Here is a 19409-nt window from a genome sequence, read left to right as displayed (position 1 = left end):
ATGTCCGCGAATGGTGAGCGGGGAGACGGACTGGTCCGGAGTTTTCTGCAGGGGCACCTGTCGGCGCTGCTGATGGTGATCAGCCTTGCGGCGGGTTTCGTCGCGTTGATGGCGACGCCGCGCGAGGAGGAGCCACAGATCGTCGTACCGCTCGCCGATGTGCTGATCTCCTATCCGGGGGGCAGCGCGGAAGAGATCGAGCGACGGGTCGCGTCGCGGCTGGAGCGTCTGCTCTACCAGATTGACGGAGTCGAGTACGTGTACTCGATGTCCATGCCGGGCCAGGCGGTCGTGACGGTCCGCTTTCACGTCGGCGAGGACCGGGAAGAAAGCCTGATCAAGCTCTACAACAAGATCTTCCAGAACATTGACCGCACGACACCTGGTGTTGCGGGATGGGTCGTGAAGCCGGTTGAGATTGACGATGTGCCGATCGTCGCGGCGACGCTCTACTCGGATCGTTACGGCACGCACGAGCTGTACCGTCTCGCCGAGGAGGTCGCCGCGAAGCTTCAGCATGTGCACAACAGCGCGCGGATCACGCTGCACGGCGGCGAGCCGCGCGTGGTACAGGTGCGGCTCGACCCCGACCGGCTCGCGGCGCATCAGCTTTCGCCGCTGGAGGTCGCCGGCGCGCTGAAGGTCTCCAACCACCATCTTCAGGCCGGTTCGATGCAGCGGGCGAACCGTGAGATTCCCGTGGAGGTCGGCCCGTTCCTGCGTTCGCCGGACGAGGTCCGCAACCTGATGGTCGGCGTGCATGCGGGCCGGCCGGTGTACCTGCGCGACGTTGCGGAGGTGGTGGACGGACCCGACGAACCCCGCTCCTACTCGAGGATCGGCTTTGGCCCGGCCGACGGCGCACACCCGGTCGGCGCGGAGTACGCGGCCGTGACGATCGCGGTGGCGAAGCGGAAGGGTAGCAACGCGGTGTGGGTTTCGCGCGACGTTCAGCGCACGCTGGAATCGCTGCGGGGCTCGCTGATTCCGGAGGACGTCGGCATCCGGATTACGCGCGACTATGGCGCGACCGCGAACGACAAGGTCAACGACTTGGTTCGTTCGCTCGGCCAGGCGATCATTGCGGTGGTGGGGCTGATCGCGCTGGGAATGAACTGGCGGGTTGGCGCGATCGTTGCGCTCGCCGTGCCGATCACCTACTCGCTGACGCTGCTGGTGAACCTGCTGGCGGGCTACACGATCAACCGGGTCACGCTATTTGCGCTGATCCTCGCGCTCGGTTTGCTGGTGGACAATCCCATCGTGGTGGTCGACAACATCTACCGCCACCTTCAGCGCCGGCGCCTGCCGCCGGACGACGCGATCCAGACCGCGGTTGTGGAGGTGCTGCCGCCGGTCACGCTCGCGACGCTCTCGGTGATCGTCGCGTTCCTGCCGATGTTTTTCATCACTGGCATGATGGGCCCGTACATGCGGCCGATGGCGCTGAACGTGCCGCTGACGATGCTCGCCTCGCTGCTGGTTGCGGCGACCGTGACCCCGTGGATTTCGAAGATGCTTCTCGCCGGTCACACCACTGCGTCGCCGGGGTCGGAGGCGGTCAACCGGGCGGGGCTCACCTGGCGGTTCTACAGCCGGTTGCTTGCGCCGTTTGTGGACTCGCGTCGCCGCGCGTGGGCGCTGCTGAGCCTCGTCGCGCTGCTGTTTGCCGGATCGGTCTGGCTGGCGCTGGAGGTCGTCCCGCTGAAGATGCTGCCGTTCGACAACAAGAACGAGCTGCAGGTGGTGGTGGACCTGCCCGAGGGATCGACGCTGGAGGCGACCGATGCGGTCGTGCGCGAGGTGGAACAGCTGTTGCGCACCGTCCCCGAGGTGCGCGACTTCACGACCATCGTCGGGGACGCCTCGCCGATGGACTTCAACGGCCTCGTCCGCCACTACTACCTGCGCCGCGCTCCGCATTTGGCGGACGTCCGCATCAACCTGCTGCATCGCACGAAGCGCGCCGCGGACAGCCATTCCATTGCGCTGCGGTTGCGGCCCGCGCTGGCGGAGATCGCACGGCGGACCGGGGCGACGTTGCAACTGATCGAACTGCCGCCAGGTCCGCCGGTGCTCGCGACGCTCGTCGCCGAGGTGTACGGAGGCCCGGAGCATCGCTATGAGGACTTGATCGCGGCCGCGCGAATTGTCCGCCAGCGGATGGAACAGGAACCCGGCGTCGTGGACGTGGATGATACCACCGAGGCGGCCCGTCCGCAGCTGGTGTTCGAAGTGGATCGCGACAAGGCGGCGCTGAACGGTGTGTCGACCGAAGCGATCGCGCAGACGCTCGCGATGGCGCTGCACGGGGCGCCGGCGGGCGTGCTGCACGAGCCGGCCGAGCAGAACGAGTGGCCGATCGTGCTGCGGTTGCCGCGCGAACTGCGCAGCGATCCGGCGCGGCTGGCGTCGGTACCGGTGAAGGGCGGCATGGGGCAGATCGTGCAAATCGGCGAGCTGGGACGGTTTCGCGAAACGGTCGCGCCGCCGGCCATCTTCCACAAGAACCAGGAGCGGGTCGTGTACGTCACCGCCGAGGTCGCCGGCCGCGGTCCCGCCTACGCGGTGCTCGCGCTGCAGCGCCATTTCGAACGAAACCCGTTGCCCGGCGGCATCCAGGTGAACTGGCGCGGCGAGGGCGAATGGAAAATCACGCTCGACGTGTTCCGCGATCTCGGCCTCGCATTCGGGGCGGCGCTGCTGGCGATCTACGTGCTGCTGGTCTACGAGACGCGCTCCTACTCGATGCCGGTGGTCGTGATGCTCGCAATTCCAATGACGCTGATCGGGATCATGCCGGGCTTCACGCTGCTGAATGCGATCGTCGCCCGGCCGGTCGGCGGCTTCGACACCCCGGTGTTTTTCACTGCGACCGCGATGATCGGCATGATCGCGCTCGGCGGCATCGTGATCCGGAACGGCGTGCTGCTGATTGACTTCATTCGGGGTGCGGTCGCGCGCGGCGCGACGCTGCGCGACGCGATCCTGGATTCCGGTGTGGTACGCATGCGCCCGATCGCACTGACCGCCGGCACCACGCTGCTCGGTGCCTGGCCGATCACGTTTGATCCGATTTTTAGCGGTCTGGCGTGGGCACTGATGTTCGGGCTGTTGGTGTCCACGCTGTTCACGCTGGTGGTGATCCCGGTGGCGTACGCGCTGGTCCGCGGCGGAGACGTCGGCGGGAACCGCGGGGAGGTGCCCCAATGAAAATGCTGGTGCTGATTGGTCCGGAGGGCCGTGAGGACGACCTGCGGCGGCTCATCGCCAGCCACGAGGTCCACGCGTATTCCGAGTTCCGCGGTGTGATCGGCGAGGGCACCACCGGCCGGCGGCTCGGCACGCCGCTGTTCCCCGGTCGCTCGGTGATGATCTTTACGGTCGTCGAGGACCCGAAGCTGGTTGAGCTACGGGCAGCGGTCGAGGCGTTCCGGGCAACGCTCTATCCCGGCGAGGGGGTCCGCGCGTTCGTGCTGCCCGTGGAGGAGATGCTCGGATGAGCGGCGCGCTCCGAATCGTGATGGGCGCGGCGGCGGGAGCCGCGCTGGGATGGACGGTCTACCGCTTCATCGGGTGCCGCACCGGTGGCTGCCCGCTGACCTCAAACCCGTGGACCGCGATGATCGTCTGGGCGCTGCTGGGCGCGATGCTCGCCGCGCCGCCCCGCTGACCGGCCGGTTGGAGGATCGGAACGATGAGATGGTGGAGCGGATTTCTGACGGGGGCGTTGGCGGTTCTCGCCGTCGCGGGGACACTGACCCCTCGCCTCATGCTGCGGGAGACCGAAAGCCCGCTGGGTTTGGAGGAGACCGTTGCGGCGATCACCAATGCGGCCGTCCGGGCCGGGTGGGTCGTTTCCTCGGTGCTGCCAATGGATGAAACGATCCGTCGGCACGGGGGCGATCCGGGACGGCCGGTCCGGGTGATCAAGCTCTGCCGGGCCGACCACGCCGCCGCAGTGCTGCGCGACGAGCGGGCGCGCGTCGTCGCCACGCTGATGCCGTGTTCAATCGCGGTGTATGAGACCGCCAGCGGTGTGAAAATCGGTACGATGAACGCCGCGCTGATTGGACGCCTTTGGGGCGGAACCATCGCGCGGGTGATGGGCGGCCCGGTCGCGCGCGAGCAGGCGGCGTTTGTTCGGGCGGCATCCGAGACGGAGGTGCGGCGATGACGGTGGAGCGGGCCATTCGGGTGCTGGCGGGGACGCTCGTGCTGGCCGGTGTCGTGTTGAGCCGCCTTGTTCATGAGGCGTGGCTGTTGGTGGTGGTGTTCGTCGCCGTGAACCTCGTGCAATCGGCATTCACCGGATTTTGCCCCGCCGAAACGCTGCTGCGGCGCACGGGCAGGTTCCGAACGGAGCGTCAAGGTTGAACGGCTTGGCCGAGCCGGTTCTTTTGTGGAACATGGAGAGGAAAGGACATCGAACATGAGCGCAGGACTGTTGGAGCTGACAACGGAGAACTTTGACAACACCATCGCGACGGGCGTGACGCTGGTCGACTTCTGGGCGCCCTGGTGCGGCCCCTGCCGCATGCAGACGCCGATTCTCGAGCGGCTGGCTCCCGCCGTTGCGCCCGCGAAGATCGCCAAGGTAAACGTAGATGAGCAGCCAGATCTTGCGGTTCGCTTCAACGTGCGGAGCATTCCCACGCTGATTCTGTTCAAGGACGGCAGGGTCGTGCAGCAGCTGATTGGCGTGCAGAGTGAGGCGAAACTGCAGCAGGTGATCACGAGCGCCTGAGGCCGATGCCGCTCTACGAGTACAAGTGCCGCAAATGCGGTGCGGAGGCGGAGCTGCTGGTTCGGGAGTCCGACCCGCGGCCGCGATGTCCGAAGTGCGGCTCATCGGCGCTGATGCGCCAGTACTCCACATTCACCGCCGCTGTGCGGACCGGGTCGCCCTCCGGCTGCGCCGGCGGAGCCTGTCCGCTGCCCAGCTCGCCCTGTGCCAGCGGTGGATGTGCCGGCGGCACCTGTCCGCTGGGCTGAGACCGCTGGCGCAACGTGCCAACGCTCTGGGGCAGCGCGCCACCGCTGCAGCGTTCCTTTCGCGCCCCGATGGATGACGGCCGGCGGTGCCTGACCTCTACCATCGGCGACGGAAAGGATCGCTATGGTGAGGCCTTGCCAGTGAAAGAGTTCAGGCGTGTGATCAGAGTTGTCTCGCCGCCGATGGTTTGACCGTTGGGAGTGCGCCGAACCCGTTCAACGGTGTGCGTTGAGGGTAGTGTAACGCGCTCCGTGAGACGGCACCACACGGTACCGCTCGCGTCAGATGCGCGCAGCGGATGACAGATGCGGTAACACAGGTGGGTATTCCCGGCAACGATGGTTGAGAGCCTGCGGTGAGGTTGGCGCCAGCGGTAGGCACAACCTTCCGTTCTCTAAGTAACCGGCATTTGCGCGGCCCTGTGGGGAAGGTGATTCGCGGGTTCGACGCGGCGTACCGTCCCCGCGCCAGGCCTCGAGCGGAATCTTGCTTACGCACGGCCTCAGAGTTGATCGAGGCGGGGAAGGGTGAACCGGATGGCGGCAGAGATGTCGGAGATCACCGGCCGGGCCGCTGCGCGGTGGCAAAGCGACCGTGGCAGGACATATCGCGGAGCAGGCGGGTTGCGGTGAAGCCGGTCGCGGTCATGAGCTCGAGCACGGCGGCTCCTTGCGCGTCGCCGATTTCCAGATACAGCCGCCCGCCGGGGCGTAGTGCGGTGAATGCGGCCGGAATCAGCCGCCGGATCACCTCGAGGCCGTCCGGGCCGCCGTCCAACGCGATGCGGGGTTCGTGGTCCCGGACCTCGGGAGCGAGCCGCGAAAGGTCCGACCGCGCGACATAGGGCGGGTTTGAGACCACGAGGTCCGCCACCTCCGTACCGGCGTCACCGAAGAGATCTGCGGCGATCCAGCGGATGCGGTCGGCAACGTGATGTCGTGCGGCGTTTGCACGGGCGAGATCAAGTGCGGCAGGGTCAAGATCGGTCGCGGTGATGCGCGCGGTTGGCCGCTCGAGAGCGAAAGTGATCGCGAGCACGCCGCTGCCGGTGCCGATGTCCCAGACGTCGGCGACCGCTCCGGGGGGCAGTGCCTCCCGCAGCACGAGTGTGGCCAGCTCCTCGGTTTCAGGGCGTGGAATCATCGCGCGGCCGTCCATCGCGAAGGGCCGACCCAGGAATTCAGCCCAGCCGAGAGCGTAGGCAAGCGGTTCACCCGCCAGCAGGCGGGCGGCGATGCGGTCCAACTGCGCGACCGCGCCAGCCGACGGGGTCGGCGCGAGCCCCGCGCGCAACGTCGCGCGGCCGACGCCGAGCACCGCTGCGACCGCCCATTCCGCAAGCGCCGCTGGCTCGGCACGCCCCGCCGCCTCCAGCCTCCGAGTCAGCTCACGCGCCGCGTCGAGCGCGGTCCGCCCCCCGCGGGCCGTCATGTCCTGACCAGCTCCTCCAGCGCGCGTCGAATCCGCTCATCGTGGTCGCGGCGCCGCAGCTCACCGATCAGTTCGTCGAGGTCGCCGTCGAGAATCTCCGGCAGCCGATGGGTGGTGTAATTGATGCGGTGATCGGTGACGCGGCTTTGCGGAAAGTTGTAGGTGCGGATGCGCTCGCTGCGGTCGCCGCTGCCGATCTGCGCGCGGCGAGCGTCCGAGCGCCGTGCGGCCTCGTCGCGGAGTTTCAAATCCAGCAACCGGGCGCGGAGCACCCGCATCGCTTTCTCCTTGTTACGCGTTTGGGACCGCTCATCTTGACACTGCACCACGATGCCGGTCGGCAGGTGGGTGAGGCGCACGGCGGACTCGGTCTTGTTCACCTTTTGCCCGCCCGCACCAGACGCCCGGAACAGATCCATCCGGATCTCGTCGGGTGCAATGGCGATCTCGTCGATCTCCTCCGCTTCTGGCAGCACCGCGACGGTGGCGGTGGACGTGTGAATGCGTCCTTGCTGTTCGGTCACCGGTATGCGCTGCACGCGATGTGTGCCGCTCTCGAAACGGAGCCAGCCGTGTGCACCGGGACCCTCGACGGAAAAGATGATCTCCTTGTAGCCGCCGATGTCCGAGGCGCTGACGTCCAGCACGCTGACCCGCCATCCTTTCCGGTCCGCGTAACGGGAGTACATTCGAAACAGGTCGGCCGCGAACAGCGCCGCCTCCTCCCCGCCGGTGCCGGCGCGGATCTCCATGATCACGTTGCGCTCGTCCGACTCGGGCGGTGGCGCCATGGCTTCGACGATCTGGCGCTCGGTGTCCGCCAGTTGTCCACTGAGCCGCTCGACGTCGGCGGTCGCCAGCTCACGGAGTTCCGGCTCACCGGCGGGGTCCTCGGCCAGCCGGCGCGCCTCGTCGCGCTCCCGCGACAGCGCGTCCCGCCGTTCGGCCAGCTCGCAGATCCGCTGCAGGCGCGCGTGGTCGGCAATGAGCCGGCGGTAACGCGAGGCCGATGTGGCGGCGCCGGGCCGGCCGAGCTCGGCGGCGAGCTCGTCGCGCTGGCGGCGGAGCGATTGCAGAAGATGCTCGGGAATCATCGCCAAAAACGGGCCGGGGCCGCCGGGGCTGCCGACACGCCCCGCCCGGCCCCGGTCGGAACCGCAGCGCTAGCTGGTCTTCGCCGTACCGTAGCGCTTGCGGAAACGGTCCACGCGCCCCTCGGTGTCGATCAACTTCGCCTGGCCGGAGAAGAACGGATGGCAGCGGGAGCACGTGTTGATGTGCATTTCCCGCACGGTGGAGCGCGTTTCCACTCGGTTGCCGCAGGCACAGGTGATCGTCGCGGGCCCGTACTCTGGGTGAATATCCTTTTTCATGGTCAGGTCCAGCTGCTGCGACCGGCTGCACCGGCGCAAACGTTCACTTTACTGCCGCGGCCTTGAACCGGCAAGCGCGGTCAGCGGCGGGCCACCGAGCTGTGGCAAGGCGGTCCGGCTGGCGCGTGCGCGAAAAGCCGATAGGCTGTGGAGCTCATCGAGTGAGGTGCTCCAATGGGCCGAAGATCCAGGTCGTCCCGGACGCTGTCACCGCCGGCCGGTGGCGAAGTCACCGCGGCCGATCGCGCGGAGGCTGCGCGCCGTATCGTGCGCGTCGCCGCGGAGGTTCGCGATGACATCCTGCGCCGTCACCGTCGTCCGCAGCTGCGATTCCCGGTGCGGGCGCTCTCGAACGTGCGATACGATCCGAAGACCGGCCATCTGGAAATGCTGGGCCGGATGGCGACGCGTACCCTGTCGGTCGGCACTGTGAAGACCTTTGCGCAGTCCATGCGGCTGCTGGCGACCACGAAGCTGGACTTGCTCGACCGCGACGATATCGCGGGCAAGCGCGAGGTCTACTACAACAGCAAGAGCTGGGGCGAATGCCGCTTTGAAAACCAGAGCGAAAGCGACAGCCTTCTGGACGACATCGAGGCGATGCTGGGTGTCAACCGTGAGGTGCTCGGCTACATTCCGGAGGAGCGCGGCGGCGAGGTGTGCGGTCCGCTGGTGGTGGTGGACCGCGACCCACGCAGCGGCCGGCCGATCCGGATTGACTGCACGCAGCTGGGCACGGGCGCTTGGAGCATACCGTCGCGGGTGGAACATCTAGAGTTTGAGACCCGGGCGAAATGGGTGCTGGTGGTCGAAACCGCTTCGCTGTTTCAGCGCCTCGTGCATCATCGATGGTACGAAGCTGCCCGGTGCATCCTGATCTCGATGAGCGGGGTACCCACCCGCGCATGCCGCCGGTTTGTTCGCCGTCTGGCCGACGCCACGCGGCTACCCGTGTTGGCCTTCACCGACGGTGATCCGTATGGCTACTGCAACATCTACCGTACGCTGAAGTGTGGCAGCGGTCAGGCCGCGCACATCAACCGGCTGTTCTGCGTGCCACAGGCGCGCTATCTCGGCGTGACGCCGCAGGACATCCTGGACTACGATCTCGAGGACGCGACGCATCCGCTCGAAGAGGCCGACGTGAAGCGCGCGCGCGACGCGCTGAAGAACGACCCCTTCATCCGGCATCACCCTCCCTGGCAGGCCGCGCTGACCCAAATGCTGGAGATGGGTGTCCGCGTGGAACAGCAGGCGTTCGCGAAGCATGGTCTGAACCACGTGATGGAGGTCTATCTGCCCGACAAGCTGAAGCGCCAAAACTTTCTGCCCTAGCTCTGCGCCGCGGCGCTGCCGACCGTGCCGTCCGCCAGTCGGCTTGCGTTCGGCGAGGTCGGCGTCCGGGGCAGTCGAAACCAGAAGCAACTGCCCCGTCCCACTTCGCTCTCCACGCCGACCGTCCCGCCGTGTGCGAGCACAATGTGCTTCACGATCGCAAGGCCCAGGCCAGTCCCACCCTCGCGGCGGCTGCGGCTCTTGTCCACGCGGTAGAAGCGCTCAAACAGCCGTGGCAGGTGCACCGCCTCGATACCGGGCCCGTGGTCCGTCACGCTCCAGACGATGAATCCGTCCTCCGGACGGCATGCCAGCTCCACGGTTCCGCCCGGCGGACTGTACTTGATCGCATTGTCGAGAAGGTTGACGAGCGCCCGGGTGACGAGGTCAGCGTCGGCCTGAAAGGCGAGATCGGGCGGGCCGCGCACCTCGATGCGAATGTTTCTCTCGGCCGCGAGCGCGGCGCAGGCTTCGGCGGCATCGTTCGCAATCGCGCCGCTGGTGGTGGGCACCGGCCGCAAAACCGACTGCTCTGCCGCCTGATCCAAACGCGCCAGCTCCATCAGGTCTTCCACCAGTCGCTGGAGCCGCCGCGTTTGACGCAGTGCAATCTGCAGGAAGCGCTGCTGATCTTCCGGCGAGGGTCGCTGCGGGTCGGTTAGCGTCTCAAGGAAGCCGCGAATCGTCGTCAGCGGCGTCTGCAACTCATGGGTGACGTTCGCTACGAACTCGCGCCGCAGCGTCAGCAGCCGGTTCATTTCGGTGAGGTCGTTCAACACCATCACCGCGCCGCGGATCCCCCCGACGGGGTCAGTGAGCGGGGCGGCCCGGCCGTGGAGGAACCGCTGGGTCCGCCCATCGGTCAGCGAGACGCCCGCCTCGGCAGCCGTACCTTCGCGCAGCGCTCGGACGAGGATCTGCTGGAGCTCCACCAGCCGGACGGTTTCGCGGAGGTCGGCGCCGCGTCGCAGCCGCGTACCGAGGATGTCCGCCGCGCGACGATTGCCGAACAGCAACCGCTCGGCGGTGTCGATCGCGATCACGCCCTCGGTGAGACTCTCGAGCATCGTCTCCATTTCGCGCTGTTGAGACTCCGCCAGAAGGATCCGTTGCTGCAGTTCCGCGGCCATGTGGTTGAGCGCGTCGGCCAGCGTGTCCGTCTCAGCGCAGCCCGAACGAGGTGCCCGGCTCGAAAGATCGCCCGTCGCGAGGGCGCGGGCGACCGTCGTGAGCGTCGCCAGCGGCCGCTGCAGACGAACCGCGATCACGGCGGCGGTGGCCATCACCGCCAGTAACAGCGCGGCGCCTGCCGCAACAAGACGGCGAGAAACCGCGCGGAAATCTCCTTCCAATACGGTCAGCGGGATCGCAGTTCGCAGTACGCCAATCACACGCCCGCCCAGCTGCAGAGGTCGGGCCACATACATCATCTTCACGCCCGTGGTGTCACTCTGGCGCACTGCACGGCCAATCTGGCCAGCAAGAGCGGCGGCCACTTCGAGGCGACCGCCGTGGGGTGGCATTTGCGCAGGATTCGCCGCAGAGTCCGCCCAAACCGTGCCGTCGGGGCCGATCACCGTCACGTGCGTGTCCGTCGAAATGGAGCGCGCGAGACGGACCAAATCACGGGCCGCCGAAACGTCCGGGCGGTCAAAACGATCAGAAAAAAACAGCGACTCGAGATATCGGCTTTCCGCAATCAGCCGCTGGAATGCATTTTCCTCATGCAGTCGCTGGAGAGCGCGAGCCAGCCACCACCCCGTCAGCAAAGCGGCAAGCGAGGCAACCGCGCAGAGCGGCACGAGCAACCGGACCAGAATCCCTCGCGAGGGCATCAACTCTCACGGAAACGGTACCCCACCCCCCGGACTGTCTCAAGCCACTCCGCATACCGTCCCAGCTTGCGGCGGAGATTCACCATCTGGACGTCCACCGAACGGGCGGTGACGGGATAATCCGTCCCCTTCACGGCGTCGACGATCTGGTCTCGGGTGAACACCCATCCCGGTTTCGACGCGAGGAACCTCAGAATCCCGAATTCGGTCGCCGTCAGTTCCACCGGCTTGCCCTTGATCGTCACCTCGCGCCGACCCGGATGGATGCGGAAGTCACCCACCGCGATCGGTTCGTCGCTCATCGCCAAGCGCTGCCGCCGGCGGAACACGTTGCGAATGCGCGCCAGCAGCACCTTCGTGTTGAACGGCTTGGTGATGTAATCCTCCGCGCCAAGCCGAAGGCCGGAGACGATGTCGCTCTCGTCGCCCCGCGCGGTCAGCATGATGATCGGCAGCGTGCAGGTGCGCCCGTCCGCCTGCAGCATCCGCGCCACTTCCATTCCGTCCACGCCCGGCAGCATCAGGTCGAGCAACACCAGATCGAATCCGCCCTCTCGGGCGCGTTGCAGCGCGGTGTCGCCATCCGCGACGATCGTCACGCGGTAGCCCTCTCGCTCAAGGTTGTAGCGAAGGAGCTCCTGGATGTCCTCGTCGTCTTCTACCACCAGAATGTGTTCTCTCGCCATACGCCCTGCGAAGTGGCCGGCTCACGTTCGTTCCTGTCGGGGTCTGATCCGAACCGGGCCAAATCTAGCGTGCGCCCGGCCCGATCAACCTCTTGTTTGGTAATTGTGAGCATTCGATTTGACCGGGAACCTGTCAACCGGCTTCCGCACCATCGGTCTGTCTTCCGGGGGCGGGCGGAAGGCGGTGATGACGCCGCCGCGGAAATTTTCCGGCGCTGCGCCTTCCATCGTTCGGTGGCGCCGGCCATTACGGTCAGCGCCAAAGCGAAAGGATGCGATGATGACAACGATGAACCTCGTGGTGCTGGCCGGTCGACTCACCCGCGATCCCCGCTTGCGCACCGCTGGCAACGGCATGTCGGTCGCGGATCTCGGCGTTGCGATCAATGAGCGTCACCGCACCGCTGAGGGGCGGGAGACCACGCGCACCTGTTTTGTGGACGTGACCGTTTGGCAGCGTAGCGCCGACGCCTGCGGCCGTTATCTCCGCAAAGGAGCCTGCGTGTTGGTCGAAGGACGGCTGGCGACCGACCAGTGGACGGATGAGCAGGGTCGCTCTCACAGCCGACTGCGGGTGGTTGCGGAAAGGGTGCAGTTCCTGGATCGTCCCAAGCATAACGGTGGGGCGAATCCCGCCGGACAGATGGCGTCCGCGTTGACCGGCTCCGTTCCAGCGCCAGCCGCTGCAACCCGTGAGCGCTCTTCGGGCGCAACCCCAGCGACGTGTCCGCCGACACCTCGCAACTAAAGAAGGCGCTGCTCGTGCTCTTGTCCGGCGTCATTCCACGGCAATCTAGGGTGCTAGGTGTATCCCCACCCCTACAAAGGGGCGGTGCGCCGGGACAGCTATTGCGACCGCCGGCTGGCTGGAGGGCGCGCTCCAACGCGGGCCGCATCACGCCGAGCCGGAGTTGTGCCGTTTGAGCGTGGCCGAGAACGCGGATCGCCAAATAAAGCCCGCAGGAGGCGCGGCCTCGTGGTGGCCGGCGGACAAGCACGCGAGAGTGTGGCGCCAGCTTGCCGGGATTCCCGATTGCTTGTCCGTGAGGGTGTTATCAATTGGCGGCGCCGTCGTTGGACGTTGTTGGAGAGCCGGTTGCCGCCCTTCGAGATTGGCGGGCGGTGCCGCAGCCGATAAAGTGAACGAACCATGGACCTTTTCGAAGTGTTTGCGCAGCGCCGATCGGTCCGACGGTTCCGACCAGAGGCGGTGCCACCTGCTTTACTGACGCAGGTGCTTGAGGCGGCCCGACAGGCGCCATCCGCAGGCAACCGACAGGCCTTTGAGATCGTCATCATTCGCAGCCGTTCCCGGCGGGTGGCTCTGGCGCGTGCCGCGTTCGAACAGTGGTTCATCTCGGAGGCACCGGTGGTGTTGGTGTTTCTTGCTGCGCCTGCCCGCAACTGCGATAGGTACGGGCAGCGCGGCGCCGAGCTGTACGCCGTACAGGACGCTACCATCGCTTGCGCTCACGCACACCTGGCGGCGGCCGCGTTAGGGCTGGGAAGCTGCTGGATCGGCGCGTTCGACGAACGCACGGTGGCCGAACTTGTTGGCGCGCGCAACCGCGAACGGCCGGTCGCGGTACTGCCCATCGGATGGCCAGCGGAGGAGCCGGTCTCCCCCCCTCGTCGTCCGCTGGCCGACCTGCTGCACGAGGAACAGCTGCGCTGAGGTGGGAGATCGACGATGAACCGCGACCGGTACCCCTTTGTTGTGCATGCTGCGATGCTCTGGCTCGCGTGCACCACTAGGGCTGTCCCGGTCTTGGCGACGGCACCGATCGACCTCACGGGTGCGTCGCCGGTCGCCGGTTGGCTGGTGCGGGCGGAGGATCCGCTCGCAGACGAGGGACCGCACGGCCTACGGCTTTCCCTGCGAGGGGGGGAGATCGTCAACGACGAGCAGCTGGGCTGCTGTCTCGTGCCCCGCCGTGGTCCGCCGGATCGCTCCACTCCGGGAGGTGCATTGGCTCCGGCGGATCCCGTGCTCTCGCCGCCGGGCCCATTCGCTATCGCGGCGTGGATCTCTCCCGCCCCTGGCGTGACGAACGTCGGCGAAGTGTTTTTGCTGGATAAAAAGTACGCGACGCACACGGGTTACCAGTTGGTGATCTCCGCGCCGGAGCGAACCGGTGCTCGACGGCTGATCGCACGGCTGGGGTTCGGTAGGGAGACACAGTCTTGGACTTCCGAACCGGTGGAACTGGCGGCGGGCCGGTGGCGGCAGATCCTGTTTGCGTACGATGGGCGCGGTACCGGCTGGTTCTTTGTAGACGGTTCGCCGGCAGGTCGCCAAACATATCCGGAGCGCGGCGGAGTTGCCCCTAACGACCGCCCTCTGGCGATCGGTGACCGGCTCGGAAGTGACTACTACGCTTTTCCCGGACGAATTGCGCAGGTCCGGCTGGCTCACGGGCTGCCCGAGATCACCGGTCTTGGCCTGGGGACGCTGCCGGGCGAGCGCCGGGTCTTCGTGCGCGGGGAAAGCAACGCAATGGTGCGCCTGGCGCTGACGAACTGGGGGCTCGTCGTGGTGCGTTCGATTCGCGTGGAGGTGCGTGCGTTTGATTCAAACGTGTCGGTGGACGTGGCCGCGCTGGAACCCGGCGGCGTTCGGACGGTGCCGGTCCCGGTTCCCACCAACTGGCGGCCGGACGCATACCCGATAACGGCGCGCGCGCGGTTGGCCGATTCGGCACCGACACTCGCGGAGACGAATCTCGTCGTACGGATCGTTCCACGCCGGCCGCCGCGGATGCCGGTGGTGATGTGGGGGATCTACTCGCCGGAGAACGTGTTGAAGGAGCTGCCCCGCCTTCGGGACCTCGGCTTTACACACTGTCTTGGCATCCCGTTGGATGCAAAGGCGCTCTGGGCGGCCCCTGACGATGCTCCGCCCGTCGCGCCCGCGCGCGTTGCGCTGACGCGACACATGCTCGATGTCGCGCTCGCGGACGACTTCCGCCTGATCGCGTCGCTCTCGCCCGGCTCGGTATGGAAGGACGATCCGTCACGTGTGCGCGTGGATCCCGCCGGCCGACCGCTCACCAATCGGCCCAATGTCTGTGCCGCCGCCCCCGGCATGGCCGACTATTGCCGGCGCGTCGGCCGGGCCGTCGCGCGCGCGTGGGGCGACTGCCCCGCCTTCGAGGGGGCGCTGCTGCACAGCGAGGTGCGCGACGCCGCGACGATCTGTTATCACCCGCACGATCGGGAGGCCGCGCGCCAGGCCGGTTTTCTCACGGTTCCGACCAACCACACGAAAAGCGGCCGCCGATGGGATCAGGTGCCGGGCTTTCCGCCCCTGCGCCTGGTTCCGGACGAGGAGCCGACGCTCGCCTTTCTCCGCTGGTGGTGGAAGCACGGCGATGGCTGGAACGCGCTGAACACCGCGGTCGCGCGCGGCCTGCGCGAGGGCGGCGTGCGAGCGGGCTTCTGGACGTTCCACGATCCCGCCGTCCGAGTCGCGAGCGTGTGGGGGAGCGGCGGCGACGTGGACGTGCTCTCGCACTGGACCTACTCCAACCCCGATCCGATCCGCATCGGCCTGGCCGCCGACGAGCTCCTGGCGATGGCCGCCGGCGCACCGCGTCCGACGCGCGTGATGAAAATGACGCAGGCGTTCTGGTACCGCTCGCAGACGGCGCCCGCGAACACCGCTGACCTTGCGCGCGCGGCGGCGCTCTCGCCGTGGGAAGACACCGATCCCGACGCGAAGTTCCTCACCATCTCCCCTGACCATCTCCGCATTGCGTTCTGGTGCAAGATCGCGCGGCCGGTCGCCGGCATCATGTACCACGGCTGGCAGGCGATCGTGCCGACCGAGGAGCGGGGGGCCTACCGGCACACTCATCCGGGCACCCAGACCGCGCTGCGAGAGCTGCTCCGCGGGGTCGTTGAGCCGCTCGGTCCTGCGCTGCTCGAGATTGGCGACGCGCCGCGGGATGCCGCGCTGCTGGAAAGCTTTGCCGCGCAGATGTGGTACGCGGGCCGCGGCACGTACGGATGGGGACGCGGCTGGGCCGCCGATCTCTGGCACGCGATGACGTGGGCCCACATCGAGGCGGACATCCTCTACGATGAAACCGTGCTCCGCGATGGCCTGGACCGCTACCGGCTGCTGCTGCTGCCAGATTGCGACGTGCTGACCACGGGCGTCGCCGCCCGCATCGTCGCCTTTCAGCGCCGCGGTGGCATCGTGGTGGGCGATGAGCGCCTTGCGCCGGGCATCACGCCGGATATCCGGCTGCCTATCCTCGAACGTAGCGGCCGCGCCGACACGGACCAGGCCGCGCTGATCCGCCTTGGCGAACACCTGCTCCGCGAGCTCGGCGACCGCTACCGGCGCCGCCTCTTCACCACCTCCCCTACGGTGATCCCGCGTCTGCGCCGACACCGCACGACGGACTACATCTTCCTGGTCAACGACCGCCGCGCGTTCGGCGACTATGTCGGTCGTCATGGTCTTGTGATGGAAAATGGCCGGCCCGACTCCGCCGAGGTTCGCCTCCGCCGAAACGACGGCCGCGCGTACGACCTGCTCGCCCACGCGGAAGTGCCGCTGACACGCACCGACGGTGAGCTGCGTTTTTCGGTGAACCTGGAGGCCGCCGGGGGCAGAATCGTGATGGTCACCGATCGGCCGATCGCCGCGGTCACGCTCGAGGGTCCGGCGATCGTCCGCCGCGGCGAACGCGCCCCCTTCCGCGTGCGGGTGGTGGATGCAGATGGTCAGCCGCTGGCGGCAGTTGTGCCGCTGCGCGTAGACGTGCTCGATGCGGAGGGGCGCGAAGCGGAAGGAACCGGCTGGTACGGTGCGCGCGACGGGGTACTCGATCTGCAGCTGGAGACGGCGCCGAACGATACGCCGGGCCGCTGGACAGTCCGGGTCCGCGAGCTGGCCTCCAACCGCACCGCCGAACGGCACGTCGAGCTTTCTCCCTGATCACACCGTTCCTCTCCAAGCCTTGGACGACTTGGCCGACCGGGCTTCCAAGGCTTGAACCTCAACGTCTCGCGCGGGGGGCCGACCCGCGACCCGGTCCCTCTCCGACGATGTGCCGCTCGGGAAGAGCCGTTCGGCCGCCCCCGCTCACACGGGCCGCGGGGCGGCGGTGGTGCGGCGCCGGAGTTCCTCGAGGCAGTCGGCGATCCGTGCGGGGTCGACGTTCCCGGTTTCTCGGCGCGCGCCGAGGCCGTTGGGGAACGTCAAGCACAGATTGCCCCCCACATGCTCGCGGAACGTCTCCAGGCCGTCGAGCAGCGCAAGACGGCCGTCCGCGCGCCGTTGGGATAGTTCCGCGTGCCAAAGCGGAAAACCCGCGCGCTGCAGCGCGGCGACTACGCGGTCTGCATCGGCGGCAGCGATCCATCCCTGCCGTGCCGCGTACAGCGTGTCGAGCGCGATCCCAGTGGCCACCGCCTGACCGTGACTGACGCGGTATCCGCTCAGCGTCTCCAGCTGGTGCGCCGCCCAGTGGCCGAAATCGAGTGGACGCGCCGCGCCGGTCTCAAAGGGATCTTCGCCGGTGCGAATGTGCTCCAGATGAAGCTCTGCGCAGCGGACGATCAGTCGCTCCATCACCGTTTCGTCGCGGCGCGGAATCGCCGCCGCGTTCGCCTCCAGATACTCGAAGAACGCCCGGTCTTTCAGGATCGCGACCTTGAACGCTTCGGCGGTGCCGCCGATCCAGTGCTCGTCGGGCAGCGTACGCAAGAAATCGAGATCGTTGATGACCGCGTACGGTGGCGCGAACGTGCCGGCGGTGTTCTTGCCGCCATCGGTGTTGATGCCGGTTTTCACGCCGACGCCCGCGTCGTTCTGTGCCAGCACGGTGGTGGGTAGCCGGATCATGCGCAGACCCCGGTGCACCAGCGATGCGCAGAAGCCGACCGCGTCAAGCACTGCTCCACCGCCCACTGCGATCACGAACGAGTGGCGACACAGGCCGCTGCGCGCGATCAAATGCAGCAGGTCCTGGATCATGCCAAGGTCGCACTTGATCGTCTCGCCGCCGGGAACGACGCGGGGGGGTGCGACAAGCCGCACCGCCGCCGAGTGCCGCTCGGCCCAGGCGCTGATCTGTTGCGTCAGCGCGGGCCAGGCCGCGGCGACGCCGGAGTCCACAAACACCGCCACGCGGTGACGGCGATCGGGTTCCCTGTGCGTGATCGCCTCGAGGAGCCGGTGGTGGCCCGGGCGGAAAACGCCGCGGGTGAACCAGACGGGGTAGTCGAAGCGGACCACGATTCGCTGGTTCAGCCGTCGCTCCCTCTCGGCTCGGCGGCCCCGCGGGGCAGCCGTTGGGTTGCGATCACCACCGGTTCTCACGGCAGTTCATCTTCCGCTTGCGGTAAGAGATTGGACGCACTCATTCGGGGGGGCGGCTACCGAGCAGCGTCTCCACCGCCCGGGCGAGGTCGAGGAGGTCGCGCGGCGGACCGGGCACCTCGAAGCTCGCGGCCCATGCGACCATCCGCTCCCGGCCGGCACGGCCGTGGGTGCCGCGGATTTGCTCGGGCTCCATCGAGATGCGTCCCGGCCAACGGCCGGGCAGCAGCTCGCAGGGGTCGTAGCCGGGTTTCGCGTGGATGTCCACGTGGGCGGCGAAGTCCGGCGCCTCGCGCGGCTGGTCCCACCAGGGGTACGCGAACCAGCGCCCGGGCTCGGCGACCGCCACCAGATCCGGCCCGAGCGGCTCGTCCATGCACAGCTCGCGCTGCGCTGCGGGGTCGAGCACCAGCCCGACGCCGTCCAGTTCGTCCAGCAGGCGGCGGGCGGCCCGCGCGTCCTCATCGCTGCGCGCGTAGACCAGCGCGATTTCGTGGTCTGCCAGCGCGATCGCGCGGCTATCGAACATATCCGGGTAGAGCCGGCCCTTCACGCGGCGCGTTCGAAACAAGCCGTGGCGGCGGAATTCGCGCGAGAGGTAGATCGGCGCACCGGTGACGGGGGCGATCGCATAATCGCCAAACAGCAACACGTCCGCGTCCACCTCGCGCGCTCTGCTCCAGATTTGACCGACCAGCGCCAGCGCCTTCTCCAGCGCCATGCGCGCCTCGGGAGTATCCGGGCCAAAGCGCTGCAGGTCGTAGTCGAGGTGCGGCAGGTAGACCAGCAAAAGGTCCGGCGCCAGCTCCTCGTTTTCCATCAGCGCACAGCTGGCGTCCGCGATCCAGCGGCTGGACTCCAGCGACGCGCGCGGGCCCCAGTAGTGGTGCAGCGGAAACGGCCGGCCGAGCTCCGAGCGCAATCGCGCATATAGATCTTCCGGAACGGAGTGGCAGTCCGGGATCAGACCGCCGTGGTGTCGGTGCACCGGGCGCGGCGAGAGCACCACGTCCGCTTCTTCTCCGAGACTGTGCTGCCAGAACAGCAGGCCGACCCGCCGTCCTGCCGCGCGGTAGCGAGTCCAAATGCGCCGGCCGTACACGAGCGCGGCGGACTGTTCCCAAAAAAACGCCCGCGCGAGCCGCCGCGCGTAGAAGCCATTCGCGGTGATGCCGTGAAAACACGGATGCGCAGCGGTGCGAAACGACGCCTGCACCGGGCAGGTCAGCGCCGGGAACACCGTTTCGAGCGGCCGAAACGTCAGCCCGTAGCGTGCGGCGAGCTCAGGCGCGGATCGGACTAGGTCCCAGCCCAGCCCGGCCATGTCCACGATCACGAGACGATGTTGGATCATACGAGCGTTCTGCGCCGCGACCTGCCCGGTCGGAGCCTACACGATCCATCGGCGAGATTCACGCC

The 19409-nt window shown here is 67.5% G+C and carries 18 protein-coding genes; 11 read left to right on the top strand and 7 right to left on the bottom strand.

All coding sequences use genetic code 11. The features are described 5' to 3' along the window. From N2652_12160 to N2652_12130, 7 genes are read left to right on the top strand one after another with little or no spacing between them, the layout of a single operon-like run. The gene (locus N2652_12160; GenBank protein MCX7819940.1) at nucleotides 1-3213 is read left to right on the top strand and encodes an efflux RND transporter permease subunit; all 3213 of its coding nucleotides are present in this window, start codon (nucleotides 1-3) and stop codon (nucleotides 3211-3213) included. Continuing rightward, nucleotides 3210-3503: a hypothetical protein gene (locus tag N2652_12155; GenBank protein MCX7819939.1), complete on the top strand. Its 294-nt coding sequence runs from the start codon at nucleotides 3210-3212 to the stop codon at nucleotides 3501-3503. Before N2652_12160 ends, N2652_12155 begins: the two co-directional genes overlap by 4 nt. Beyond that, entirely contained in the window at nucleotides 3500-3673 is a 174-nt protein-coding gene (locus tag N2652_12150; GenBank protein ID MCX7819938.1) for a DUF6132 family protein, read from the top strand. The genes N2652_12155 and N2652_12150 overlap by 4 nt, the downstream gene beginning before the upstream one ends. 24 nt (nucleotides 3674-3697) lie before the next feature. Further along, nucleotides 3698-4177, top strand: a complete 480-nt coding sequence (locus N2652_12145; protein ID MCX7819937.1) for a DUF302 domain-containing protein — start codon at nucleotides 3698-3700, stop codon at nucleotides 4175-4177. Then, nucleotides 4174-4377 carry a DUF2892 domain-containing protein gene (locus N2652_12140; GenBank protein MCX7819936.1) on the top strand — a complete coding sequence of 68 codons (204 nt, stop codon included), beginning with the start codon at nucleotides 4174-4176 and terminating at the stop codon, nucleotides 4375-4377. The genes N2652_12145 and N2652_12140 overlap by 4 nt, the downstream gene beginning before the upstream one ends. Nucleotides 4378-4432: 55 nt before the next feature. Continuing rightward, nucleotides 4433-4747 carry a thioredoxin gene (gene trxA / locus N2652_12135; GenBank protein ID MCX7819935.1) on the top strand — a complete coding sequence of 105 codons (315 nt, stop codon included), beginning with the start codon at nucleotides 4433-4435 and terminating at the stop codon, nucleotides 4745-4747. A gap of 5 nt (nucleotides 4748-4752) precedes the next feature. Further along, complete coding sequence (locus N2652_12130; protein MCX7819934.1) at nucleotides 4753-4995, top strand: zinc ribbon domain-containing protein; 243 nt, start codon at nucleotides 4753-4755, stop codon at nucleotides 4993-4995. Between the two features lie 559 nt (nucleotides 4996-5554). Here the strand turns inward: N2652_12130 and prmC are convergent. The 3 genes from prmC to rpmE all read right to left on the bottom strand — a co-directional run bounded on the left by prmC (nucleotide 5555) and on the right by rpmE (nucleotide 7800). Beyond that, a complete protein-coding gene (gene prmC, locus N2652_12125; GenBank protein MCX7819933.1) occupies nucleotides 5555-6427 on the bottom strand; it encodes a peptide chain release factor N(5)-glutamine methyltransferase in 873 nt (290 codons plus the stop codon). Next, nucleotides 6424-7521 carry a peptide chain release factor 1 gene (gene prfA / locus N2652_12120; protein MCX7819932.1) on the bottom strand — a complete coding sequence of 366 codons (1098 nt, stop codon included), beginning with the start codon at nucleotides 7519-7521 and terminating at the stop codon, nucleotides 6424-6426. Before prfA ends, prmC begins: the two co-directional genes overlap by 4 nt. 69 nt (nucleotides 7522-7590) lie before the next feature. After that, nucleotides 7591-7800, bottom strand: coding sequence for a 50S ribosomal protein L31 (rpmE, locus tag N2652_12115; protein MCX7819931.1), 210 nt, complete (start codon nucleotides 7798-7800; stop codon nucleotides 7591-7593). A 174-nt stretch (nucleotides 7801-7974) separates the two neighbouring features. Here rpmE and N2652_12110 point away from each other — a divergent pair, with 174 nt between their 5' ends. Further along, nucleotides 7975-9135: a DNA topoisomerase IV subunit A gene (locus N2652_12110; protein ID MCX7819930.1), complete on the top strand. Its 1161-nt coding sequence runs from the start codon at nucleotides 7975-7977 to the stop codon at nucleotides 9133-9135. On the opposite strand, the gene N2652_12105 is transcribed toward N2652_12110, so the two are convergent. Together N2652_12105 and N2652_12100 are read right to left on the bottom strand one after the other, a co-directional pair. Next, nucleotides 9132-10970 (bottom strand): ATP-binding protein, encoded by a 1839-nt coding sequence (locus tag N2652_12105; GenBank protein ID MCX7819929.1) that lies wholly within the window; start codon nucleotides 10968-10970, stop codon nucleotides 9132-9134. The genes N2652_12110 and N2652_12105 overlap by 4 nt on opposite strands. Further along, complete coding sequence (locus N2652_12100) at nucleotides 10970-11656, bottom strand: response regulator transcription factor (GenBank protein MCX7819928.1); 687 nt, start codon at nucleotides 11654-11656, stop codon at nucleotides 10970-10972. The genes N2652_12105 and N2652_12100 overlap by 1 nt, the downstream gene beginning before the upstream one ends. A 277-nt stretch (nucleotides 11657-11933) precedes the next feature. On the opposite strand from N2652_12100, the gene ssb reads away from it, so the two are divergent. From ssb to N2652_12085, 3 genes are all read left to right on the top strand, one after another. Continuing rightward, on the top strand, nucleotides 11934-12404 hold the full coding sequence (gene ssb / locus N2652_12095) for a single-stranded DNA-binding protein (GenBank protein MCX7819927.1): 471 nt from the start codon (nucleotides 11934-11936) through the stop codon (nucleotides 12402-12404). Between the two features lie 402 nt (nucleotides 12405-12806). Next, entirely contained in the window at nucleotides 12807-13331 is a 525-nt protein-coding gene (locus tag N2652_12090) for a nitroreductase family protein (protein ID MCX7819926.1), read from the top strand. 15 nt (nucleotides 13332-13346) lie between these two features. Next, entirely contained in the window at nucleotides 13347-16604 is a 3258-nt protein-coding gene (locus N2652_12085) for a hypothetical protein (GenBank protein MCX7819925.1), read from the top strand. Between the two features lie 147 nt (nucleotides 16605-16751). Here N2652_12085 and N2652_12080 read toward each other — a convergent pair whose 3' ends face one another. Next, nucleotides 16752-17990: a 3-dehydroquinate synthase gene (locus N2652_12080; GenBank protein MCX7819924.1), complete on the bottom strand. Its 1239-nt coding sequence runs from the start codon at nucleotides 17988-17990 to the stop codon at nucleotides 16752-16754. A 40-nt stretch (nucleotides 17991-18030) separates the two neighbouring features. Continuing rightward, nucleotides 18031-19344, bottom strand: coding sequence for an alkaline phosphatase family protein (locus tag N2652_12075; protein ID MCX7819923.1), 1314 nt, complete (start codon nucleotides 19342-19344; stop codon nucleotides 18031-18033). Between the last annotated feature and the right edge of the window lie 65 nt (nucleotides 19345-19409).

This window comes from Kiritimatiellia bacterium, assembly GCA_026417735.1.
Taxonomy (GTDB): domain Bacteria; phylum Verrucomicrobiota; class Kiritimatiellia; order PWTM01; family PWTM01; genus CAACVY01.
The sequence above is the reverse complement of the archived record's forward strand: the minus strand, read 5'-3'. Positions and strand labels throughout refer to the sequence as shown.